The sequence below is a fragment of the Pseudomonas cremoris genome (genome assembly GCF_014230465.1).
On sequence record NZ_JAAXCY010000020.1, the window covers coordinates 16,829 to 37,476 of the forward strand.

A 20,648-nucleotide genomic window follows, 5' to 3' on the forward strand; every position below is an offset into this window, starting at 1 on the left:
CGTGCTTCCTTACACAGCGCGTGCAGTGTGGATGACAAAGTCGCAATTCATCATGTCGTAGTTACGCTGGAAATCGCCGTAGCTCTCATGCACGGCAAACCCGGACGCAAGCACCTCAGTGGCCAACTCGCCAGGCAACAACGGGTAGACCTTCAGCCGGTACTGCTCAGCGTTATCGAAGGTGTAGATGAACTCACAGAGGTGCTGATCGACCTGACCCAGGCTGACCGACGCGTTCGTGCCGCAGTAGTAGTAATTACCGCTGGCTTTGAAATTACCCGCGCGAATGGCGAGGAAGTTGCGTTGGTCGACAATCAGCAAACCACCCGGCTTGAGCAAGGCCCGGAACTTCTCCAGCACATTGAGGCGATCATGGGCGGCGAACACATGGCACAACGAACTGCCCAGGCACACCACTGCATCGAACTGCCCCAAGTCCTGGGGGTCGAGGGACAGCCAGTCACGGTAGTGGGATTGAATCTCCAGGCCATGCTCACGAAAGTTCGCCCGGGCCTTGGTCAGCATGGTGCTGCTGCCGTCGGTGGCGACCACGTCAAAACCCGCCTGCTTGAGCTGCACCGCGTGAAAGCCACTGCCCGTCGATACATCGATCACCGACTGCACGCCATGTTCGCGCAGCAGCTTTTCAAAGAAGCCGCCCTCCCCGGCCTTGCGTTTTTCCCAGTCAATCAACTCGTCCCAGCGCTCGACGAAATTCGCCGAATACTGCGCGGAGTAACTGGCCACTTCGTTGTGTTTTCGCCCTGATACTTGATTCATCGCACACCTACCAAGTTGAATTCTTGAAAGACAGGTACTTGCTCGCCAGCTCGCGGGCAAAATCGGCCGACTGCTCGATCGACATGGTTTTCTTGGAGTAGCCCAGCAGCGTTTGCATGATCGCCATGCACTGCGGGTTGAACGTGACGGAACCGTCACAATGGATCTCGTCGATGCCGTCCTGGCTCTGGCAGATGGCGTTGATGCGCACGGCCTCGTCCTGCGGGCAGGCGTCGGAGAACTGCACGTCGATCTGCCCATCGTGCAGCCACACCGGATAACCACCCGGAAGCCCCAGCGGGCCCGGCGCATGCACCAGCACCGGCGTGGGCGAAAACAGACCCTCGATCACCGTCACGGCCGAGCACGCGGTGAGGAACTGCCCATCAACGCCACCCAAGCGCCGGAACTCGGCCTTAACCGTGGAAAACACCGACTCCGCTGGCAGGCGCGTTACCTCTGGCCGGTCGCGCACCTCATACAACAAGCGGTAACTGGCACGCGGCGGCAAGCCACCGCGCGGCACGTAGTGGCTGAAGTAATGCTGGGCATACAAGCGCACTTGCACAGCAGCGGGTTCGCACTCCAGCAACCGGGCGATGGAAAAACGCACCGCAGGGATCAGGTTGGCCACATTGCCCACGCCGATATCCGGCGCCAGGCCGATCCTGGACAGGATCGGGTTGACCGCATCCGGGAAGGCCGCATTGACCGTCTTGGCCGAAATGCCCGAAGCCTTTACCGCTTGCATCAGGTAATGCATCAATGTCAGGTGCATCGGTAGCCACGGGCCAAACTGGGCCTGGTCGAGCTGTTCGAACGTGAGCTTGGGCAAACCGGTGATCACCCGCCACGACTGCAACGAAGCGCAGTTCACCAGGATGTCCGGCGCCTCGTCACGCAGCAGCCGCGTGACCTTGTCGATCTCCGTGAGGTCGGCGATAACCGGCTTGATCGAAATGAACTGCCCCAACTGGGCACATGACAGCGCCACCAGATTGCACAGCCGCAGGGTCGATTCTTCATTGCGGCCCAACACCACAAACTCGAACTGGTTTTTCGGCCCGAGAATTTTCAGGATCTGCAGGCACAAGTTGCCCGCGCCAACCAGCAGCAGCTTTCTCTTGCGTATCGACTGGCTCACCGTGGGTAGGCTCCGTTGTCCACCGGAATAACCCTGCCGGTGATGTGGCGCATGGCATCGTTGACCAACAGCAGGATCACATCGGCGACGCCGCTGGGCAGAATGGGGTCTTTGAGGATTTCCTGGCGGGCGTACTCGTCACGCCGGTAAGTGGGGATGGTGTCGTAGATGGCGGTGTCATGAATCAGCGCCGGGGACACTGCGTTCACTCGTACAAAGGGGGCAAAGTTCCAGGCATTGGCCTTGGTCAGGCCGATGACCGCCGCCTTGGTCGCACCGTAAAGAGCGTCGCAGCTGCCCACCTCACCCGCCACCGAGGCAATGTTGACGATGCTGCGCGGGGCCTCGTGCTTCATTTCCCGCTCGGCAAAGTCCTTTGAGAGGTACACCAGAGCCTTGAGGTTCACATTGAGGATTTCGTCGACTTCATCATCGGAGTAGGCATAAACACTTTTGCCGTGATAAAGCCCAGCGTTATTCACCAGCCCATAAATAGTCGAATGGCGTTCATACAAAGCAGGGATAAAACCCTTGATGACGGCGTTATCCGAGAAGTCGGCAACCTGGGTCTCCAACACATCCGCGCCATATTGATTTTGCAGTACGCGCAACCCTTCGGCATCTTTATCGGCAGCGATAACGAAATACCCTTGTTCAATCGCTTTTATCAACGTGGCCCGCCCAATCCCGTTGGCCGCGCCGGTAATAATCAACTTCTTCATACAACCATCCTTATTGGCAAAATTCGTTCATGCGCGCGTAAAACGTCCGATGGTATTCGTACATCGCCTTTAACTTTGGATACTGATCGAGCGCTTCCGTGTCGGCTGCTTGTTGCTCCGGCAAGACAATACGGTCACTGTTCTCTGCGGCCACATGCCAACTTCGCCAGGTTTTCCACTGGGGCGGGCATTCGCGTTTCCAGGTCATGGCATGGGGCAGGAATTCAATCTGCAAGTAGTCACACAACTTGCGAATGATGCGTTCCGGGTCGGCCGCCAAATCATCCGCATTGATCACATAAGGCACTTTGCCGGTGAGTTTGGTGACGACACAGAATATCTCGTACAAGGCTTTATGCCCGATCGCGTGCAGCGGCATATCGGGATGCACCCGATGGTGGGAAATAATGCTGCTGGCGGGTTCGCGAATAATAAAAATATTTTCTTGTTGCGCCAAAAAGCCAAGATCAACTTTCAATTCATCCAGGCAGTGGTAGCACATGTCCTTGTGAAACACATGAGCGCGCTCTTTCGCCTGGATAAGTTGATCTTTGATACCGGCATACGTCGTGGGCAAACTGTGGTCCCACTCATCCGAAGGAATCGTCGAGTCCTCGGAAAACGCCATGTGGGCAAACGGTTCGTGAAACACCTCAAAATCGCCGCGCTCGATAAACACGCGCTCCAACACGGTGGAACGCGAACGTGGGTGCGCCCATAACCCGACCATCTTGTTCATGCGAGCACCCCGTATTCGGCGGCCAGGATCGCGTTGAGCGACATTTTGTGAGGCTTCGCCGCCGGACAGAGGCGCACGCAGTAGTCGGCCAGGCGCCGATGAGCGCTGTTGGCTTCGTTGCAAGCGTTGATAAACGCCTCATGATTGCCGAAGTCGTACGCTTCAATACCATCGACAAAATAGGCTTCGCAGAAGTACGGAATGCGCACCAATTTTGCGAAGGTCGAAAGCGGTGCCTGCAGCGGTTCGCTGGCGGGCAGCACCGGTTTGCCACGGCTCTCGCGTTCGATCAGAAACTCCACCACGTCCGGCGTCAGCGTGTAGCACGTCGCTGTCAGCCCGGTTTTCTCCAGGTGCCAGCAATGTTTGTTGCCGCGCTCGTCCACATCGACCTTGATGCTGGACAGCAGAGTTTTGACCGGCACGTTGGAGGCGGTTACCAAGGCCTGGATCTGCTCGTAGATCAGCAACTCAGCCCACCGCAGTTCCTCGGCATCCAGCGCCAGGCCACGCTCAGCGGCTTGCAAGGCCAGTTCGGGCTGGCAGGAAAAGCGCCCGATCATGAAGGTGATCACGTATTTACAGTGGCGGGTGTCGACTCCGTTAGTGCGCGCCGTCGCCAGGCCACGTTCTATGGCGTGGATACCGGCCTGAAACTGCGAAACGGTAAAGCAGAAGGTGATATTGACGGAGCCACCCTGGGCCACCAGGCACTCTACGGTTGCCAGCCCTTCCAGGCTGCCCGGCACTTTCACCATCACGTTCGGCGCCAACTGGTGCAGCTCCACCCCACGGGCGGTCATGCGCTCGGTGCAGCGCACATCCACCGGATCGACCTGGGCGGAGATCCAGCCATCCGCCTGGGCCGACTGAACCCACAGCGACTTCAACGTCGCGGCCCCTTCGATGATGACCTCGTCGTAGAGTTTCTTGCGTAACGCCTGGGGCGACAGGCTGGCCAAGTTGAAACGCGACGACCAGTACTCACGTTTGTCGAGAATAACGGCGGTGACCAAGCGAGGATTGGTGGTCACACTGCTGAAGCCTGCGTGCAGTGCGAATGCATCCGGCATCAAGTGATTAATATGAACGGCCGCCGCAGGGTACTTGTCCAGTAAGTGCTGTTTATAGGGTACGTACACCACGGGCGATGAATCCCACCATACCTCTGAACAGGGGTCATTACTCTTAAGCCGTTCTATGTAACCGAGAGTGTTCACAACGCCTCCTTTCCTGAGTAACGCCATCAATTAATAAGGGTCAGTAGTTCACGCATATTGGCAAACGGTACTGCCCCGGCATCGGCCAACTTTCCATGCCGATCCATCGATCCAAAACCCAATACTTTTATATTCGCGGCAACGGCCGCTTGAACACCGGTGACACTGTCTTCAATCACCACGGCATCCGTTACGTCAACGTTGAAGGCCTGGCAAGCGGTTAAAAACACCAGGGGATCAGGTTTCCAACGGCCTAATTCATAACAACTGAATATTCGCCCCTCGAAATAAGAGAACAAACCCGCCACACGCAAGCAATGTTCTATCTTGTTGCGCGGTGCACTGGACGCAACGCAATACGCAATGTCCAGATTTTCCAGCACATCGACTATTCCGTCAGTGGCCTTCAAGTGATGCGTCAAGGCCTCCAACGCTTGCACCCTGAAGTGCGTTTCAAACTGATCATCCAGGCGTACATCCAATACCTGCTCAGCCTCACGCAAACAATCGGCAATCTTTCGCCCACGAAAACGCTCAATATAATACGAACCATCAAGTGCAACAGTGTCCGGGGCATAACTATTCAATAGGGCAATCAATACAGACAGGCTGATCTCTTCGCTTTGAACTAACACACCGTCACAATCGAAGATCACCAACTTAGGCAATGACACTGCCGCCTGTTCTGGTAGTTCCCCTATAACTGCCGATTCATACATGGGCATCTCTTATAGGTGACTCCGCGATGACTTCCGAACTACCAACGGAGCGGGTTGAGGTGTGCCTATAAGACACGCGACAAAAAACCCTGTCAAACGCTTTTGAGCGGTTTTTTAGTATCTTATGGTTATTTTTTATTCTTCTGTTATTCCATTTTTCACCATGGTTGTAGTCGCTAATTTCACAACGGTGAACTTCCCTTGTCCGGCATCAGTCAGCTGCTTGAACTCACGAATTTAAGGTCGGGTGGGCAATGCGAATTTCGTTGGAACAACAAGTGGCGTTGGTGACGGGTGCCAGCTCCGGTATCGGTGCCGGTTCGGCTAAGGCGCTGGCACACGCGGGGGCTGCGGTGGTGTTGAATTACAACGCCCAGGCCGCGCCCGCCGAAGCCCTCGCGGCGCAGATCAATGCCGACGGCGGCCGCGCCATTGCGATTGGCGCAGATGTCTCTAAAGAAGCCGATGTGGAACGCCTGTTCGCCCAGACCCTCGATGCGTTCGGCCACCTGGACATCCTGGTGGCCAACTCCGGGCTGCAAAAAGACGCCAACCTGGTCGACATGACGCTCGAAGACTGGAACACGGTGATCGGTGTCAACCTCACCGGCCAGTTCCTCTGCGCCCGCGCCGCGGTGCGTATCTTTAATCGCCAGGGCGTGCGGGACGGTGTCTCGCGGGCGGCCGGCAAAATCATCCACATGAGTTCGGTGCACCAACTCATCCCTTGGGCCGGCCACGTGAATTACGCGGCCTCCAAGGGTGGCGTGGAAATGCTGATGCGCACCCTCGCCCAGGAAGTCAGTGAACAACGCATCCGCATCAACGGCATTGCGCCGGGGGCGATCCGAACGGCAATCAACCGCGCAGCCACCGAAGGTGCGGCCGAAAAGGAGTTGTTGAAGCTGATTCCTTATGGTCGGGTGGGTGATGTGGAGGACGTCGCCAACGCCGTGGTGTGGCTGGCCAGCGATGCCTCTGACTATGTAGTGGGCAGCACCCTGTTTATTGACGGCGGCATGAGCCTTTATCCGGAGTTTCGTGGCAATGGTTGATTTGAAGAACGAACAACAGAGTGCCATTGATGCCCACGGCATCATCGGCGATATGCGCAGTGCGGCATTGGTAAACGATAAAGGCAGCATCGATTTTTTCTGCTGGCCGGAATTCGACAGCCCCTCGATCTTCTGCTCGCTGCTGGACACCCCCGACGCCGGGATTTTCCAACTCACCCCTGACCTGCCCAACGCCCGCCGCGAACAGATCTACCTGCCCGACACCAACGTGTTGCAGACCCGCTGGCTCAGCGATGAAGCCGTGGTCGAGATCACCGACCTGCTGACCATCAGCGAGGAGATCGATGACCTGCCTCTGTTGATTCGCCGCGTGCGTGTGGTCAGCGGCAAAGCCAACATCCACCTGCGCTGTGCGGTGCGCCATGACTATGCACGCACGCCAACCCAGGCCGCCCTCGACAACGGCACTGTTTGTTTTACTGCGCAAGGCCAACCCGGCCTGCGCCTGTCCAGCAGCCATCCGCTGCACATCAAGGACGGTGCCGCCGTCGCCAGTTTCGAACTGCGCCAGGAAGAAGGCGCCGAGTTCGTCCTCGGTGGCCAGGAAGACGAGCGCGTCGACAGCGGCTGCACCGACTTGGCGCTGGCCCATACCTTGAAGTTCTGGCGCGGCTGGATCGCACAATCGAATTACCGCGGACGCTGGCGTGAAATGGTCAACCGCTCGGCGCTGGCCTTAAAGCTTCTGACCTCGCGCAAACACGGCGCAATCATTGCCGCTGCCACCTTCGGCCTGCCCGAGACACCGGGTGGCGAGCGCAACTGGGATTACCGCTACACCTGGATCCGCGATGCCTCATTTACCGTCTACGCCTTCATGCGCCTGGGCTTTGTAGAAGAAGCCAATAGCTACATGCGCTGGCTCAAGGGCCGGGTCAGCGACTGCTGCGGGCAGCCGACCAAAATCAACATCCTGTATGGCATCGACGGTCGCCAGGAGCTGCCGGAAGCCGAGCTTGACCACTTCAGCGGCCACGGTGGTGCCAAGCCGGTACGCATCGGCAATGAGGCATTCGACCAGATCCAGCTGGATATCTACGGCGAACTGATGGACGCGGTGTACCTGGTCAACAAGTACGGCGAAGCGATCTCCCACGAGGGGTGGAAACACACGGTGGAGGTGGCCGACCAGGTCTGCGAGATCTGGAACACCAAGGACGTGGGCATCTGGGAGATGCGCGGCGAGCAGCATCACTTCCTGCATTCGCGGCTGATGTGCTGGGTGGCGCTGGACCGTGCGATCCGCCTGGCGTCCAAGCGCTCGCTGCCGGCGCCGTTCGCCCGCTGGGACCAGACCCGCCAAGCGATCTACGCCGATATCTGGAACAACTTCTGGAACGAAGAACGCGGGCACTTTGTGCAGCACACCGGCAGCACCGCCCTTGACGGCTCGATGCTGCTGATGCCGCTGGTGCGTTTTGTCGCGGCCACCGATCCACGCTGGCTGTCCACACTGGAAGCCATCCAGAAGAGCCTGGTGCGCGACGGCATGGTCTATCGCTACCGCAACGACGACAGCCAGATCGACGGTTTGCAAGGCACTGAAGGCGCCTTCGCCGCGTGCTCGTTCTGGTACGTGGAATGCCTGGCCCGCGCCGGCCAAGTGGAAAAGGCCCACCTGGAATTCGAACAATTGCTGCGCTACGCAAACCCCTTGGGGCTGTACGCCGAAGAGTTCGACAGCCAGGCACGCCACTTGGGCAACACGCCACAGGCCCTGAGCCATTTGGCGCTGATCAGCGCGGCAACGTTCCTGGACCGTAAGCTGAGTGGAGAGAAGACGACCTGGCAACCCTAGGGCACAATGGCCTGCCCCTCGACCGCCGACAGGAACCCCATGCGCCAGGTACTGCTGATCATCGATGTGCAACCGTCCTTTAACCCTCCCGACTGGCTGGTGGAGGGCATCAATGCCCTGCTCGGCCACCTGCCCTCGGTGGCCACTGTGGAGCGCCACGACGAAAGCGTCACCCCGTTCGCCCGTCAACTGGGCTGGCAACCAGCGCCGAACGACCACAGCCTGATCGCGGCGGATCGCATCTTTATCAAGCACGGTTATGCGCCAACGCCCGAGACCGTCGCATACCTCAAAAGCCTGGCGCCGGAGCGAGTGTTGGTGTGCGGTATCCAGACCGATACCTGCGTCTTGGCGGCTGGGTTCGCTTTGTTTGATGCGGGGTTGCAGCCGACCTTGATCAGCGATTTGACGGTGGGGTCTTCGTTGGATCGATCGGGGCAGTTGGGGGTGGATGTGTGGCGGCATCACTTCAAGCATGTGCTGAGCCGTGCTGACCTTGATCTAGACAAGTAACCCCTGCGCCACACATCGCCCCCCATCCCGTCACGGCAATCGGCTAGAGTTCCAACACCTCTGGCCAGCCGACGAGCCCCATCATGACCACGACCGCCCCGCTGCTCTACGTGCGTACCTCCATGCTCGATGTGGCCTATGAAGCCCACGGCCCCACGGATGGCGCGCCGGTAATCCTGTTGCATGGTTTCCCCTATGACCCACGTGGCTACGACGCGATTGCGCCGGTGCTGGCCGAACAGGGCTATCGGATATTGGTGCCGTACCTGCGCGGTTATGGCCCGACGCGGTTTATCAACGAGCACGTGATGCGCTCCGGGCAGCAGGCGGCGTTGGCCAAGGACTTGCTGGACTTTATGGATGCGCTGTCGATTCCCCAGGCCACCCTCGCCGGGTATGACTGGGGCGGACGCGCTGCGTGTATCGTCGCGGCGTTATGGCCAGAGCGGGTGCGTGGTTTGGTGACGGGGGATGGCTACAACATCCAGGACATCGCCAAGTCGCTCAAGCCCCGGGCGCCGGTGACTGAGCATCGGTTGTGGTACCAGTTCTACTTTCATACCCAGCGCGGCGTAGACGGTTTGACCGCCAATCGCCGAGAGCTGTGTGAACTGTTGTGGTCGCTGTGGTCACCGTCCTGGGCCGAGGGGCCGGGCCTGTATGGGCAGACCGCGCCGTCGTTCGATAACCCGGATTTTGTCGAGGTAGTGATTCACTCTTATCGCCACCGCTTTATGTACGCGCCGGGCGACCCGGCACTTGAAGCCATCGAGCAGGCACTGGCGCTGCAACCGGCGATTTCGGTGCCGAGTATTTCCCTGTGCGGCGCCGATGATGGCGTGGGCCCGCCGCCCGAGGAGGATGACGACGTGGAGCACTTCAGCGGCTTCTATCGGCGCCGGGTGTTGCCCGGCGTCGGCCACAATATCCCGCAGGAAGCGCCTCAGGCCACGCTGGATGCGCTGCTGGAGTTGCTCGGCGAGAAGCGCTCGCGGTAGGCCTGGGGCGTTACCGACAGGGCCCTTAAAAAGCTGCGGCGCAACGTCTCTTCACAACCAAACCCGCATTGCACGGCGATGCGTTTAATCGATGCATTGCTGTCGGCGAGCTGCCGGCGTGCCGTTTCGACGCGGATCAGTTCGACGGCACGCGCCGGGGTTTGGCCTGTCTCGGCGCGGTAATGGCGCACAAAACTGCGCTCGCTCATGCCGCTCTGGGCGGCCAGGGTTGGGATGTTCAAATCCAACGTCAGGTGCTCGGCGATCCAGGCGTGGAGTTCGGCGAAGCGGCTGTCGCTCTTTTGCAGGGACAGGGTCACGCTGAATTGCGACTGGCCGCCGGGGCGCTTGAGGAACACCACCAAGTGCCGCGCCACTTCCAGGGCCACCGCACTGCCCAGGTCCTCTTCCACCAGGGCCAGGCACAGGTCGATACCGGCGGTGACGCCGGCCGAGGTCCATACACTGCCTTGCTGGATAAAGATCGGGTTGGCCTCCACCGTCAGCGAGGGAAATTTGCGCGCCAGTTCCTCGCAGCGCGTCCAGTGGGTGGCCACGCGACGGCCGTCGAGCAGGCCGCTGGCGGCGAGCAGGAAGGCGCCGGTGCAGACTGACGTCATGCGCCGGGTGTGCTGGGCTTTCTCACGCACCCAATCCACCAGCTCCGGGTCTTCGGCGGCGCCGTATACCCCCCAGCCGCCGGCGATCACCAGGGTGTCGCAAGGTGTGTCGGCGGCGGGCAGCGGCTCGGCCACCAGCGCCAGGCCGGCAGAGGTCATCACCGGTTCGCTTTGCGCGGCGATCACCGAGACGGCATAGGGCAGCGGCTCACCGCGCTGACGGGCCAAGTCATTAGTGGAGGCGAACACTTGCAGCGGCCCGGTCACGTCGAGCACCTGGGCGTTGTTGAAAGCGAGTACGTGGATGATTCGCGGCATGATTGGCGTGATCTGTGGGCTCAATGGCGTATTCGCCAAAGCCTAGGCCTCTACAGTGAACCCGTCCACCCCTTTATCGGAGCGCTATCCATGACCTTGCAGATCGGCTTTGTGTTGTTCCCCGGCATCCAGCAACTGGACCTGACCGGCCCCTACGACGTGCTCGGTTCGCTGCCGGACGTGAAGTTGCACCTGGTGTGGAAAGACCTCGCGCCGATCACCTCAAGCACCGGCCTGGTGTTTACTCCGACCATGACCTACGCCGACTGCCCGTCGCTGGATGTGATCTGCGTACCCGGCGGTTCCGGGGTTGGCGCGTTGATGGAAGACCCACTGACCCTCGACTTCCTCAAGGCCCAGGCGCACACCGCGCGCTACGTGACCTCGGTGTGCACCGGCTCGCTGGTGCTGGGTGCAGCGGGCTTGCTGCGCGGACGCAAAGCCACGACCCACTGGGCGTATCACGACATGCTCGCCCCGCTCGGCGCGATCCCGGTGCAAGAACGCGTGGTGCGTGACGGCAACCTGCTGACTGGCGGAGGTATCACTGCCGGTATCGACTTTGCCCTGACCCTGGCAGCGGAGTTGTACAGCGAAGCGACGGCGCAACTGGTGCAGTTGCAGATTGAATACGCGCCGGCGCCGCCGTTTGATTCGGGCAGCCCGCAAACCGCGCCGTTGGCTGTTTTGGAAGAGGCTCGCAAGCGCACGGTGGAGTCGCGCAAAACCCGCGGCGAAATCGTCGCACGGGCAGCCGCGCGCCTGGGCTGACAATACAAAACCTTGTGGGAGCGGGCTTGCTCGCGAATGCGGTGGATCAGTCAACATCTTCAGTGACTGACACCGCGCGTTCGCGAGCAAGCCCGCTCCCACCTTTTGAACTGAGACCGACACAAAAATCGGCCGGTTCCAAGATCGCCATCGCCGGTCATTCAGGTGGGACGTGACATCACCGCCAGCCGCACCGCCAACACCATCAACACCGTCGCCAACCCCCACTTCTGCAGCCAGGCGCTTTTCGAGCGACGGGCAAAAAACCGGCTCAACGCACCACCAAAGCCCCCCAGCACCCCGTGAAACACAGTGGCGATCACGGTTAACACACCACCGAGCACCATCAGTTGCACAGCAATCGACCCCGCCTCCGGCCGCACGAACTGCGGCAAAAACACCACAAAAAACAGCAACGCCTTGGGGTTGAGCAGACTGTTGAGCATGGCTTGCAGAAACACCCGGCCCAAGGGCACGCGGTTGACGTGGGCAGTGTCCATCCCCGGCTTTTTCTGCAGGGTCTTGAACACCAGCCACAGCAAATAGACCACCCCCGCATACCGGATCAGGTCAAAAGACGGCGGCCAACTGGCAACCAGCGCCGTCACCCCCGTGGCGGTCAATGCCGTCAGCAGCAGGTCGGCCACGCTGATGCCCAAGGCTGAGGCCATGCCACCGCGCCAGCCGTGGGTCACGCCATGGCTGATCACAAAGGCCATGTTTGGCCCCGGCGATAGCAGCAACAGTAAAACAGCGCCGGAAAAAACCGCCAGGGTCGCCAGGTCGATCATGCTCAAGCCTTCCATGGTTAAAGCCCGCAGATTAAACAGCGCCTGCCGGGGGTACAAAAAATTGTGCTGGATACATTGCTCGACGGTAATTGCTCATTGCCAGGATCAGCGACTAGAATGCGAAACATTATCAATTAAGACTGTTGCGCCAGGATGCCCATGTCGAGCGACCACCCACTGGACCATGCCGCTATCGGCCAGCTTTACCATGCCCATCACTCCTGGCTGCGGGGCTGGTTGAGCCGGCGCACCGGTTGTCGCGAGCATGCCGCCGACCTGGCCCAGGAAACCTTTGTGCGCCTGCTCAATGCGCGCAAGCAGCAGGCATTGCTGCAACCCCGCGCCTACCTGAGCAGCATCGCCCGCAGTTTGATGATCGACCAATACCGGCGCCGAGAGCTTGAGCGCGCCTACCTCGAAAGCCTGGCCCACTTCCCACAGGTTGAAGTGCCGTCGGAAGAAACCCGACTGCTGATCCTCGACAGCCTGGAGCGCATCGACCGTCTGCTCGACCAGCTCAAGCCTCGCGTTCGCGAAGCCTTCTTGCTGGCGCAACTGGATGGCCTGACCTGCGCGCAAATCGCCCTGCGCCTGGGTGTGTCCAAGGCCACCGTGGAGCGCGACCTGTCCAAAGCCCTGCACGCCTGCTATCGGTTGCGTTATGCCGAACGTTGACCAGCGCCTGGTGGACCAGGCCATCCAGTGGATGATCAAGCTGCGCTTCAATGTGGCCGACGACGCTAGCACCGCCGCGTTTGAACGCTGGTTGCAGGCCAGCGCCGAACACCAGCAGGTGTGGCAGCGGGTGGCGACGATGAATGACGATTTCAATCACTTGCCGGCGCAGGTCGGGCGCCACACCCTCAACGGCGCGCGGCAACGCACCAGTCGTCGGGAGAGTTTGAAGCTGCTGGGGGTGTTTGCGGGTGCCGCAGGGCTGGCCTGGCTGGGCCGCGACTACACGCCCCTGCCCGCCCTGATGGCCGACTACCGCACCGTTACCGGCGAACGACGCTGGGTGGCATTAAACGACGGCAGCAAGATCCAGCTCAACAGCGCCAGCGCCATCGACACCGCATTCAGCAGCGAGCGGCGCCTGGTGCACCTGCTTCAAGGCGAGATGCTGGTGAATACCGGCGCCGACAGCCGTCCCTTCTGGGTGCAAACCCGCGACGGCTACCTGCGCACCCTCGGCACACGCCTTCTGGTACGCGAAGAAGCCCAAGGCACGTTGCTGGCGGTGCAGCAAGGCACCGCGGCGTTGTTTGCCGACCGTCACGACGCCAACGCCCGCCAAGTGATCAGGCCCGGAGAGTCGGTACTGTTCGCGCGCGGCAGCATTCGCCCGGCCCTCGCCAACGGCCTTGACCCCTGGGCCTGGAGCGACGGCGTGATCAGTGCCCACAACATGCGCCTGGACGATTTCCTGGCCGAACTGGGCCGCTACCGCAACGGCCTGCTGCGCTGTAGCGAAGCGGTGGCCGGCCTGCGAGTCTCAGGCACGTATCAGTTGGACGATACCGACCAGGTCCTCGGCCTCGTAGCGCAATCACTCAACGTCGACGTCACTTACCGCAGCCGCTATTGGGTCACCGTCAGCCCGCGCGTTTAATGTATCGAAAATAAATGAGGTGAATTCTCATTGCCGCTCGACCTGTAAGGAAAGGCCGATCAACAGGCCGGTTCTGTTCACTTCTTTCAGGAGCACCCCGCGGTCATGCAAGCGTTTCCCTCCCAACGTTCCCCCCTCAAGCGCGCGGTGCAGGCCGCCCTGCTCGGCGCCTGCCTGAGCGGCGGCGCAGTGCCATTGGCCGTAATGGCCGACACAGCCGCCAGTGACACCCAGGCCCGCAGTTGGACCATCGCCCCCGGCTCCTTGGCCAACGCGCTGGACCAGTTCGCCCGCCAGGCCGGCGTCAGCCTGTCGTACGACGCCAGCAGCGTGGCCGGCAAGACCAGCCCAGGCCTGAGCGGCAACTTCGACCGCCAGCAGGCCCTCGGCGAGTTGTTGCGCGGCCAGGGCCTGCAAGCCCAGCGCCAGGGCGACAGCACCTGGCTGTTGCTGCCACAAGTAGCCGACACCGGCGCACTGAACCTGGGCGCCACCACGATCACCGGCGACCGCTTGGGGGCCACCACCGAGGGCACCGGGTCCTACACCACCGGCGCGGTAACCATCGGCAAAGGCGAACACAGCCTGCGGGAAACCCCGCAGTCGGTCAGCGTGATGACCCGTCAATTGATGGACGACCAGAACCTCACCACCATCGATGACGTGATGGAACGTACGCCCGGCATCACCAGCTACGAGTCGCCCATGGGCGGCAAGTATTTCTATTCCCGTGGTTTCAAGATGCTCGGGCAGTACCAGTACGATGGCGTACCCCTGGACATGGGCAAGGACTACGCCCAAGCCGACAGTTTCAGCGCCAACATGGCAATTTATGACCGGGTGGAAGTGCTCAAGGGTGCGGCCGGCATGCTCAAGGGCGCCGGCACCGCCAGCGGCGCGGTGAATTTCGTGCGCAAGCGGCCCCAGGCCAAGCCCACCACCAGCCTATCGTTGTCGGCCGGCACCTGGGACAACTACCGCGCCGATGTCGATACCGGCGGCCCCTTGAACGACAGCGGCACCGTGCGCGGTCGTGCCGCGATCAGCCAGCAGGATCGCGGCTCGTACATGGACATTGCCAAGCGCAAGGACCAGGCGTTCTATGGCGCCCTGGACTTCGACCTGAGCCCGGACACCACCCTGGGCGTTGGCGCCAGCTACGAAGATGTCGACGCCACCCCATGCTGGGGCGGCCTGCCGCGCTACGCCGACGGCAAAAGCGCCCACCTCAGCCGCTCGACGTGCCTGGGCCAGGCGTGGAACGACTGGCAAAGCCGACGCACCACGTTTTTTGTCGACCTCACCCAGCAGCTCAACGAGGACTGGAAACTCAAGGTCGCCGCCGTGCACAGCCGCAACCTGCAAGACACCAAGTACGCCGCCAGCGAAGGCACCATCAACTACGGCGACCCGGCGCCAACGGCCCTCTCCTATGCCGCGTTGATGGACTACGACCACCGCGACTATGGCCTCGACGCCTACCTGGACGGCAAGTTCGAAGCCTTCGGCCTGCAGCACGAATTGATCCTCGGCGCCAACGGCAGCCGTGGCACCCAGGACGACGTGTATGCGATCCAGAACCTGCCCACGCGCCAGGGCATCTACACCCCCAACCACCATATGCCTGAGCCGGCCGACAACACCTTCTGGCCGAACATGTACCGCGGCAGCACGATCAAGGAAACCGCCACTCAATACGGCACCTACGCCACACTGCGCCTGCGCCTGGCCGAACCGCTGATGTTCATTGTGGGCAGCCGCGTGAGCTGGTACGAAAACCGTCGCCAGTCCTACAGCCTGGGTTGGGGCGAATGGTCGTTGCAGGACGCACGCTCGAAGGAAACCGGTGAGGTCACACCGTTCGCCGCACTGATCTACGACCTCAACGAGCACCTGTCGGTGTACGCCAGCTACGCGGATATCTTCCAGCCGCAAAGCGCCTACGCCACCGCCGACGGTGCGCCGCTCAAGCCGAAAGTCGGTGACAACTACGAGTTGGGCATCAAGGGCGATTGGTTCGACGGGCGCCTGAACAGCTCCCTGGCACTGTTCCGCGCCCTCGAGAAAAACGGTGCCGAAACCGACTTCACCCGCCTCTGCTCCACCTCCGCCGATGGCTTTTGCTATACCGACACCGGCAAGGTGCGGGCCCAAGGCGTGGAGGCCGAAGTCAGCGGCGAACTGCTCGAACGCCTGCAGGTGTTCGGCGGCTACACCTATACCCAGACAAAAGCCCTGAAGACCATCGACAGCAAGATCGAAGGCGGCTCCTCCAACACCTACGTGCCTCGGCACATGCTGCGGCTATGGGGTGACTACCAGCTCGACGGCGCTCTGTCGAAATGGAGCGTAGGCACCGGCGTCAATGCCCAAAGCAGTAACTACCGCATGCAGACCATCAAGCTGGAACAGCCCGGCTACGCGGTGTGGAGCGCTCGCCTGGCCTATCGCCTGGATGACACCTGGACCGTGGCGCTCAATGGCAACAATTTGTTCGATAAAAGCTATTACAACACCGTCGGTACAGCATCCTGGGGCAACTTCTACGGTGAGCCGCGCAATTTCACGGTTAGTTTGAAAGGCAACTTCTGATTCTACGAAAGCCCCGGTGGCAGGGCACTAAGTGCGCCTTGCCACCTTCTTGTCGCCCCCCTTTCCTGCCTCTTGTGGAAAAAGGTTTTTTCTTTATGCAGGAAAAATCTCACATTTGTTCCTACACTCCAAAACACACCCCATAACCGAGTGTCCGGACAAGGAATGTCAATAAAATGCCGCAAAAAAGACTGATTAACCTGTCTAGCATGCCGCCTCCGCACCATCGTCAATTCATTGACAAAGCACATTAAGGGGACACTCCTTTAGTCACTACCCCCGCAAATTCCCTTGGGTTAGATAGGTAATTGCGTATTACCCAGAGCAGCCGTAGTTCGACTTTCCCCCTATAAAGCAGCCTACCGCCTTATAGAGGAAACAACCGAGCAGTGAGTCTGGAGTGCAATGAGGGATGTTTTATGCGAGAGAAGTCGTCCGTCGATAGCTTGTTTTTAACGCGTGCCGGTTTTGTTGAGTTTTTTGTTGTCTTCGTCAAATTCATTCATGGCCTGAGTGCCATTCTGCCCCCGTTGGTCCTGGTGTTTTTCATCGACCCGATGGAGCCCGCGCTGCGCCCTCACTTCCTTGGGCTGCTGCTGTTTTTCGCGGTCCTGACCATCATTCTGTTCCAGGCGCTGGGCATTTACTCCGAAGAGCTGTTCAGCAACCGCCTGCGCCTGAAAACCAAGGTCAAGGCCTGGTCGGCGGCGTTTTGCATCCTGCTGTTTATGTACCAGATCCTGCAGATGTTCCCCCAACTGACCCCACGTAACCTGGCGGTGTGGTACGTCTTCAGCCTGGCGCTGTTTTGCGTGGAGCGCCTGGTGATGCTGCGCCTCTATCGCAACCTGATGCGCAAGGGCAAATACCTGCAACGCACAGTCATCCTGGGCTTTACCGACACTGCCGTGCATGTTGCCGATCACCTGCAGCGCAATGGTGACATTCGCTCCGGCCTGATCGGTTTTATCGACGACCGCACCGAACGCATCCCCAAGGAGCTGAGCAACCTGCCCTTGCTCGGCAACTCCCGTGACCTGGAAAAACTGATCCGCGCCGAACAGGTCAACCAAGTGATGATCTGCCTGCCCTGGGCCGCCGAGCAGCGTATTCACGGGTTGGTCAATCGCCTGCGGCAGATGTCGGTGAATGTGATGCTGGTGCCCGACATGGCGGCCCTGCGCTACGGCCACAGCAAGATCACCGATGTGGGCGGCATCCTGATGTTCAACACCTCGCAACTGCCACTGCGCGGATGGTCGCCAGTGATCAAGCGCCTGGAGGATTTGTTGCTGGCCAGTCTGGCGTTGGTGGCGTTGTCGCCGGTGATGCTGGCAACGGCCATTGCGATCAAGCTCGACTCCAAGGGTCCGGTGCTGTTTCGCCAGAACCGCTATGGCTACAACGACAACGAAATCCGCGTGTTCAAGTTCCGCTCGATGTTCACCGACCAGAGCGACTTCACCGCCGAACGCCAGACCACCCGCCAGGACCCGCGCATCACGCGTGTAGGCCGCATCATCCGCAAGACCAGCATCGACGAACTGCCGCAGCTGTTCAACGTGCTGCTGGGCAATATGTCGATGGTCGGGCCACGTCCCCACGCTACGGCAACCAAGGCCGCAGGCATTCCTTTCGAGGTGGCGGTGAGCGAATACAGCTCGCGGCACCGGGTAAAACCAGGCATCACCGGCTGGGCGCAAATCAACGGGTACCGGGGCGAGACCGACACCCTCTACAAGATCCAGAAACGTGTCGAGTACGACCTGGAGTACATCTCCAAGTGGTCGGTGTGGTTTGACTTGTACATCGTCTTCATGACGGTTCCGGCCGTCCTGTCCACCAAGGAGGTCTATTGATGAATACCCTCAACGGATTGATACCCTGCATCATTTCCGGTGGCTCGGGCACGCGGCTGTGGCCGGTGTCCCGGCAGAACATGCCCAAGCCGTTCATGCGCATGCGTGACGGCCAGAGCCTGCTGCAAAAGACCTTCCAGCGCGCCGCCAAACTGCCCGGTGTGGAAAGCGTGCTCACAGTGACCAACCGCGACCTGTTGTTTCGCACCCTGGATGACTACCGGGGGGTGAACAAGGCCCACCTGCCCCTGGACCTGCTGCTGGAGCCCTTTGGCCGCAACACGGCAGCGGCGATTGCCGTGGCGGCGCTGCATGTGCAGGAGCATTTTGGTGATCAGGCGCAGTTGCTGGTGATGCCGGCCGACCATTTGATCCTTAACGAAGTGGCATTCGCCGAGGCTGTCACCCAGGCCCGCGACCTGGCCGAAGCCGGCTACCTGGTGACGTTTGGCATCCAGCCCGATCACCCGGAAACCGGCTTTGGCTACATCGAACAAGGCGAGGCCCTGGACACCGGTTATCGCGTCAAACGTTTTGTCGAAAAACCCGACCTCGCCACCGCCCAGGGCTACCTCGACGGCGGCAAGCACCTGTGGAACGCCGGCATGTTTTGCTTCAAGGCCAGCACCCTGGTGGACGAACTCGCCGCCCACGCGCCGGATGTACTCACCGCAGCCACCGCCGCGCTGCAACACAGCCAAAGCCTGCAAAACAAAACTTCGCGCCAGCGTGAACTGGACGCGGACGCCTTCGGCAGTGCACCGGATATTTCCATCGACGTGGCACTGATGGAGCAGTCCAAAAAAGTCGCCGTGGTGCCCTGCGACATCGGCTGGAGCGATATCGGTTCATGGGAAGCCCTGCGCCAGCTCACCCCCAGCGACGCCCATGGCAACCAGGTCAACGGCGAAGCGATCTTGCATGACGTACACGACTGCTACATCGACTCCCCCAAGCGCGTCCTCGGCGCCGTCGGCGTGCGTGACCTGATCATTGTCGACACTCCGGATGCGCTGCTGATCGCCGACGCCAACCGCAGCCAGGATGTGCGCTACATCGTTGCCGAGCTCAAGCGCCAGAACCATCCGGCGTACAGCCTGCACCGCACCGTCACCCGGCCATGGGGCACCTACACGGTGCTGGAGGAAAGCAGCCGCTTCAAGATCAAGCGCATCGTGGTCAAGCCCCAGGCATCGTTGTCGTTGCAGATGCACCACCACCGCAGCGAACACTGGGTGGTGGTCAGCGGTGCGGCGCAGATCACCAATGGCGAGCGCGAATTCCTGATCAACGCCAACGAGTCCACCTACATTCCCGCCGGGCACAAACACCGGCTGACCAACCCCGGCATCATCGACCTGGTGATGATCGAAGTGCAGAGCGGCGAATACCTGGGCGAAGACGACATTGTGCGCTTCGATGACATCTACGGCCGTGCGCCCGCCGACGTGAAAAAATGACATGCGTACCTCACTGATCATCCCGACCCGTAACGCCTCCAGCCACCTGGCCCGCCTGCTGCCAGCGCTGAAAATGCAAACCCTGCAACCTGACGAGATGCTGGTGGTGGACAGTGCCTCCAGCGATGACACCGTGGCGCGCTTTCGCGAGTTTGGGGCACGGGTCGAGGTGATCGATGCGCGTGACTTCAACCACGGCGGCACCCGGCGCTGGGCCAGTGAACAGGTGGGCGGCGATGCGTTGATCGTGATGACCCAGGACGCCATCCCTGCAACGCCCGAAACCTTCGCCAATCTGCTGGATGAACTGCAGCAGGATCCACTCAACGGCGTGGCTTACGGCCGCCAGTTGCCCCACCCCGACGCGGGTGTGCTGGGCGCGCAGTCTCGGCACTTCAACTACCCGGAGCACAGCCGCAGCAAAAGCCTGGCTGACGCGCCGGAATTGGGGATCAAGACCTGTTTCAGCTCGGACTCGTTTTCCGTGTACCGGCGCAGTGCGCTGGAGGCGGTGGGCGGTTTTCCCAAGGACGTGATCGGCAGCGAAGACGCATTCGTGGCCGCGCGCATGCTGCTCGAAGGCTACAAGGTGCGCTACGCCGCCACGGCGCTGGTGCACCACTCTCACGATTACAAACTCATGGATGAGTTTCACCGCTACTTCGACATTGGCGTGTTCTACGGTCGCGAACCGTGGATCAAGCAAGCCTTTGGCGACGCAGGCGGCGAAGGCAAGCGCTATGTGCTGGCCGAACTCGCCGCCTTGCGCAAGGCCGGTGCCTTGCACCGCGTCCCCGAGGTACTGGTGCGCAGCGCGTTCAAATTGCTCGGCTACCGGTTGGGCCATCTGGAGCGGCGCCTGCCTCTCGCGATCAAGCGACGCATCAGCATGTTTCCCGGTTATTGGAGGTGAGTC

Annotated in this window: 19 protein-coding genes; 11 read left to right on the forward strand and 8 right to left on the reverse strand. The window is 60.6% G+C overall.

All coding sequences use genetic code 11. The annotated features are described in order from the left end of the window. Positions 1-9: 9 nt before the first annotated feature. Genes HF257_RS32095 through HF257_RS32120 form a run of 6 tightly spaced genes read right to left on the reverse strand, consistent with a single transcriptional unit; the run spans position 10 to position 5,324 of the window. Positions 10-780 (reverse strand): class I SAM-dependent methyltransferase, encoded by a 771-nt coding sequence (locus HF257_RS32095; protein ID WP_185710854.1) that lies wholly within the window; start codon positions 778-780, stop codon positions 10-12. Positions 781-787: 7 nt separating this feature from the next. After that, the gene (locus HF257_RS32100) at positions 788-1,924 is read right to left on the reverse strand and encodes a Rossmann-fold NAD(P)-binding domain-containing protein (protein ID WP_185710853.1); all 1,137 of its coding nucleotides are present in this window, start codon (positions 1,922-1,924) and stop codon (positions 788-790) included. Next, on the reverse strand, positions 1,921-2,646 hold the full coding sequence (locus tag HF257_RS32105) for an SDR family NAD(P)-dependent oxidoreductase (protein ID WP_185710852.1): 726 nt from the start codon (positions 2,644-2,646) through the stop codon (positions 1,921-1,923). Before HF257_RS32105 ends, HF257_RS32100 begins: the two co-directional genes overlap by 4 nt. A gap of 10 nt (positions 2,647-2,656) precedes the next feature. Then, positions 2,657-3,385, reverse strand: a complete 729-nt coding sequence (locus HF257_RS32110; protein WP_185710851.1) for a sulfotransferase-like domain-containing protein — start codon at positions 3,383-3,385, stop codon at positions 2,657-2,659. Further along, entirely contained in the window at positions 3,382-4,605 is a 1,224-nt protein-coding gene (locus HF257_RS32115; RefSeq protein WP_185710850.1) for a transaldolase family protein, read from the reverse strand. Before HF257_RS32115 ends, HF257_RS32110 begins: the two co-directional genes overlap by 4 nt. A gap of 26 nt (positions 4,606-4,631) precedes the next feature. Next, a complete protein-coding gene (locus HF257_RS32120; RefSeq protein ID WP_185710849.1) occupies positions 4,632-5,324 on the reverse strand; it encodes an HAD family hydrolase in 693 nt (230 codons plus the stop codon). Between the two features lie 254 nt (positions 5,325-5,578). On the opposite strand from HF257_RS32120, the gene HF257_RS32125 reads away from it, so the two are divergent. From HF257_RS32125 to HF257_RS32140, 4 genes are all read left to right on the forward strand, one after another. Beyond that, positions 5,579-6,379 carry a glucose 1-dehydrogenase gene (locus HF257_RS32125; protein ID WP_185710848.1) on the forward strand — a complete coding sequence of 267 codons (801 nt, stop codon included), beginning with the start codon at positions 5,579-5,581 and terminating at the stop codon, positions 6,377-6,379. Further along, positions 6,372-8,198, forward strand: coding sequence for a glycoside hydrolase family 15 protein (locus HF257_RS32130; RefSeq protein ID WP_185710847.1), 1,827 nt, complete (start codon positions 6,372-6,374; stop codon positions 8,196-8,198). The genes HF257_RS32125 and HF257_RS32130 overlap by 8 nt, the downstream gene beginning before the upstream one ends. 39 nt (positions 8,199-8,237) lie before the next feature. Continuing rightward, on the forward strand, positions 8,238-8,711 hold the full coding sequence (locus HF257_RS32135) for a cysteine hydrolase family protein (RefSeq protein WP_185710846.1): 474 nt from the start codon (positions 8,238-8,240) through the stop codon (positions 8,709-8,711). A gap of 83 nt (positions 8,712-8,794) precedes the next feature. After that, positions 8,795-9,709 carry an alpha/beta fold hydrolase gene (locus tag HF257_RS32140; RefSeq protein WP_185710845.1) on the forward strand — a complete coding sequence of 305 codons (915 nt, stop codon included), beginning with the start codon at positions 8,795-8,797 and terminating at the stop codon, positions 9,707-9,709. Here HF257_RS32140 and HF257_RS32145 read toward each other — a convergent pair. Next, complete coding sequence (locus HF257_RS32145) at positions 9,655-10,647, reverse strand: GlxA family transcriptional regulator (protein WP_185710844.1); 993 nt, start codon at positions 10,645-10,647, stop codon at positions 9,655-9,657. The genes HF257_RS32140 and HF257_RS32145 overlap by 55 nt on opposite strands. A gap of 90 nt (positions 10,648-10,737) precedes the next feature. On the opposite strand from HF257_RS32145, the gene inhA reads away from it, so the two are divergent. Further along, a complete protein-coding gene (inhA, locus tag HF257_RS32150) occupies positions 10,738-11,418 on the forward strand; it encodes an isonitrile hydratase (protein ID WP_185710843.1) in 681 nt (226 codons plus the stop codon). Between the two features lie 161 nt (positions 11,419-11,579). On the opposite strand, the gene HF257_RS32155 is transcribed toward inhA, so the two are convergent. Continuing rightward, complete coding sequence (locus HF257_RS32155; RefSeq protein WP_185710871.1) at positions 11,580-12,209, reverse strand: LysE family translocator; 630 nt, start codon at positions 12,207-12,209, stop codon at positions 11,580-11,582. A 159-nt stretch (positions 12,210-12,368) separates the two neighbouring features. On the opposite strand from HF257_RS32155, the gene HF257_RS32160 reads away from it, so the two are divergent. From HF257_RS32160 to HF257_RS32185, 6 genes are all read left to right on the forward strand, one after another. Next, entirely contained in the window at positions 12,369-12,884 is a 516-nt protein-coding gene (locus tag HF257_RS32160) for a sigma-70 family RNA polymerase sigma factor (RefSeq protein WP_185710842.1), read from the forward strand. Then, positions 12,871-13,821: a FecR domain-containing protein gene (locus tag HF257_RS32165; protein WP_185710841.1), complete on the forward strand. Its 951-nt coding sequence runs from the start codon at positions 12,871-12,873 to the stop codon at positions 13,819-13,821. Before HF257_RS32160 ends, HF257_RS32165 begins: the two co-directional genes overlap by 14 nt. A 105-nt stretch (positions 13,822-13,926) precedes the next feature. Next, complete coding sequence (locus HF257_RS32170) at positions 13,927-16,413, forward strand: TonB-dependent siderophore receptor (protein ID WP_185710840.1); 2,487 nt, start codon at positions 13,927-13,929, stop codon at positions 16,411-16,413. Positions 16,414-16,832: 419 nt separating this feature from the next. After that, entirely contained in the window at positions 16,833-18,272 is a 1,440-nt protein-coding gene (locus HF257_RS32175; RefSeq protein WP_185710839.1) for an undecaprenyl-phosphate glucose phosphotransferase, read from the forward strand. Beyond that, positions 18,272-19,732 carry a mannose-1-phosphate guanylyltransferase/mannose-6-phosphate isomerase gene (locus tag HF257_RS32180; protein WP_185710838.1) on the forward strand — a complete coding sequence of 487 codons (1,461 nt, stop codon included), beginning with the start codon at positions 18,272-18,274 and terminating at the stop codon, positions 19,730-19,732. The genes HF257_RS32175 and HF257_RS32180 overlap by 1 nt, the downstream gene beginning before the upstream one ends. A 1-nt stretch (position 19,733) precedes the next feature. After that, entirely contained in the window at positions 19,734-20,645 is a 912-nt protein-coding gene (locus HF257_RS32185; protein WP_185710837.1) for a glycosyltransferase family 2 protein, read from the forward strand. Positions 20,646-20,648: the final 3 nt, after the last annotated feature.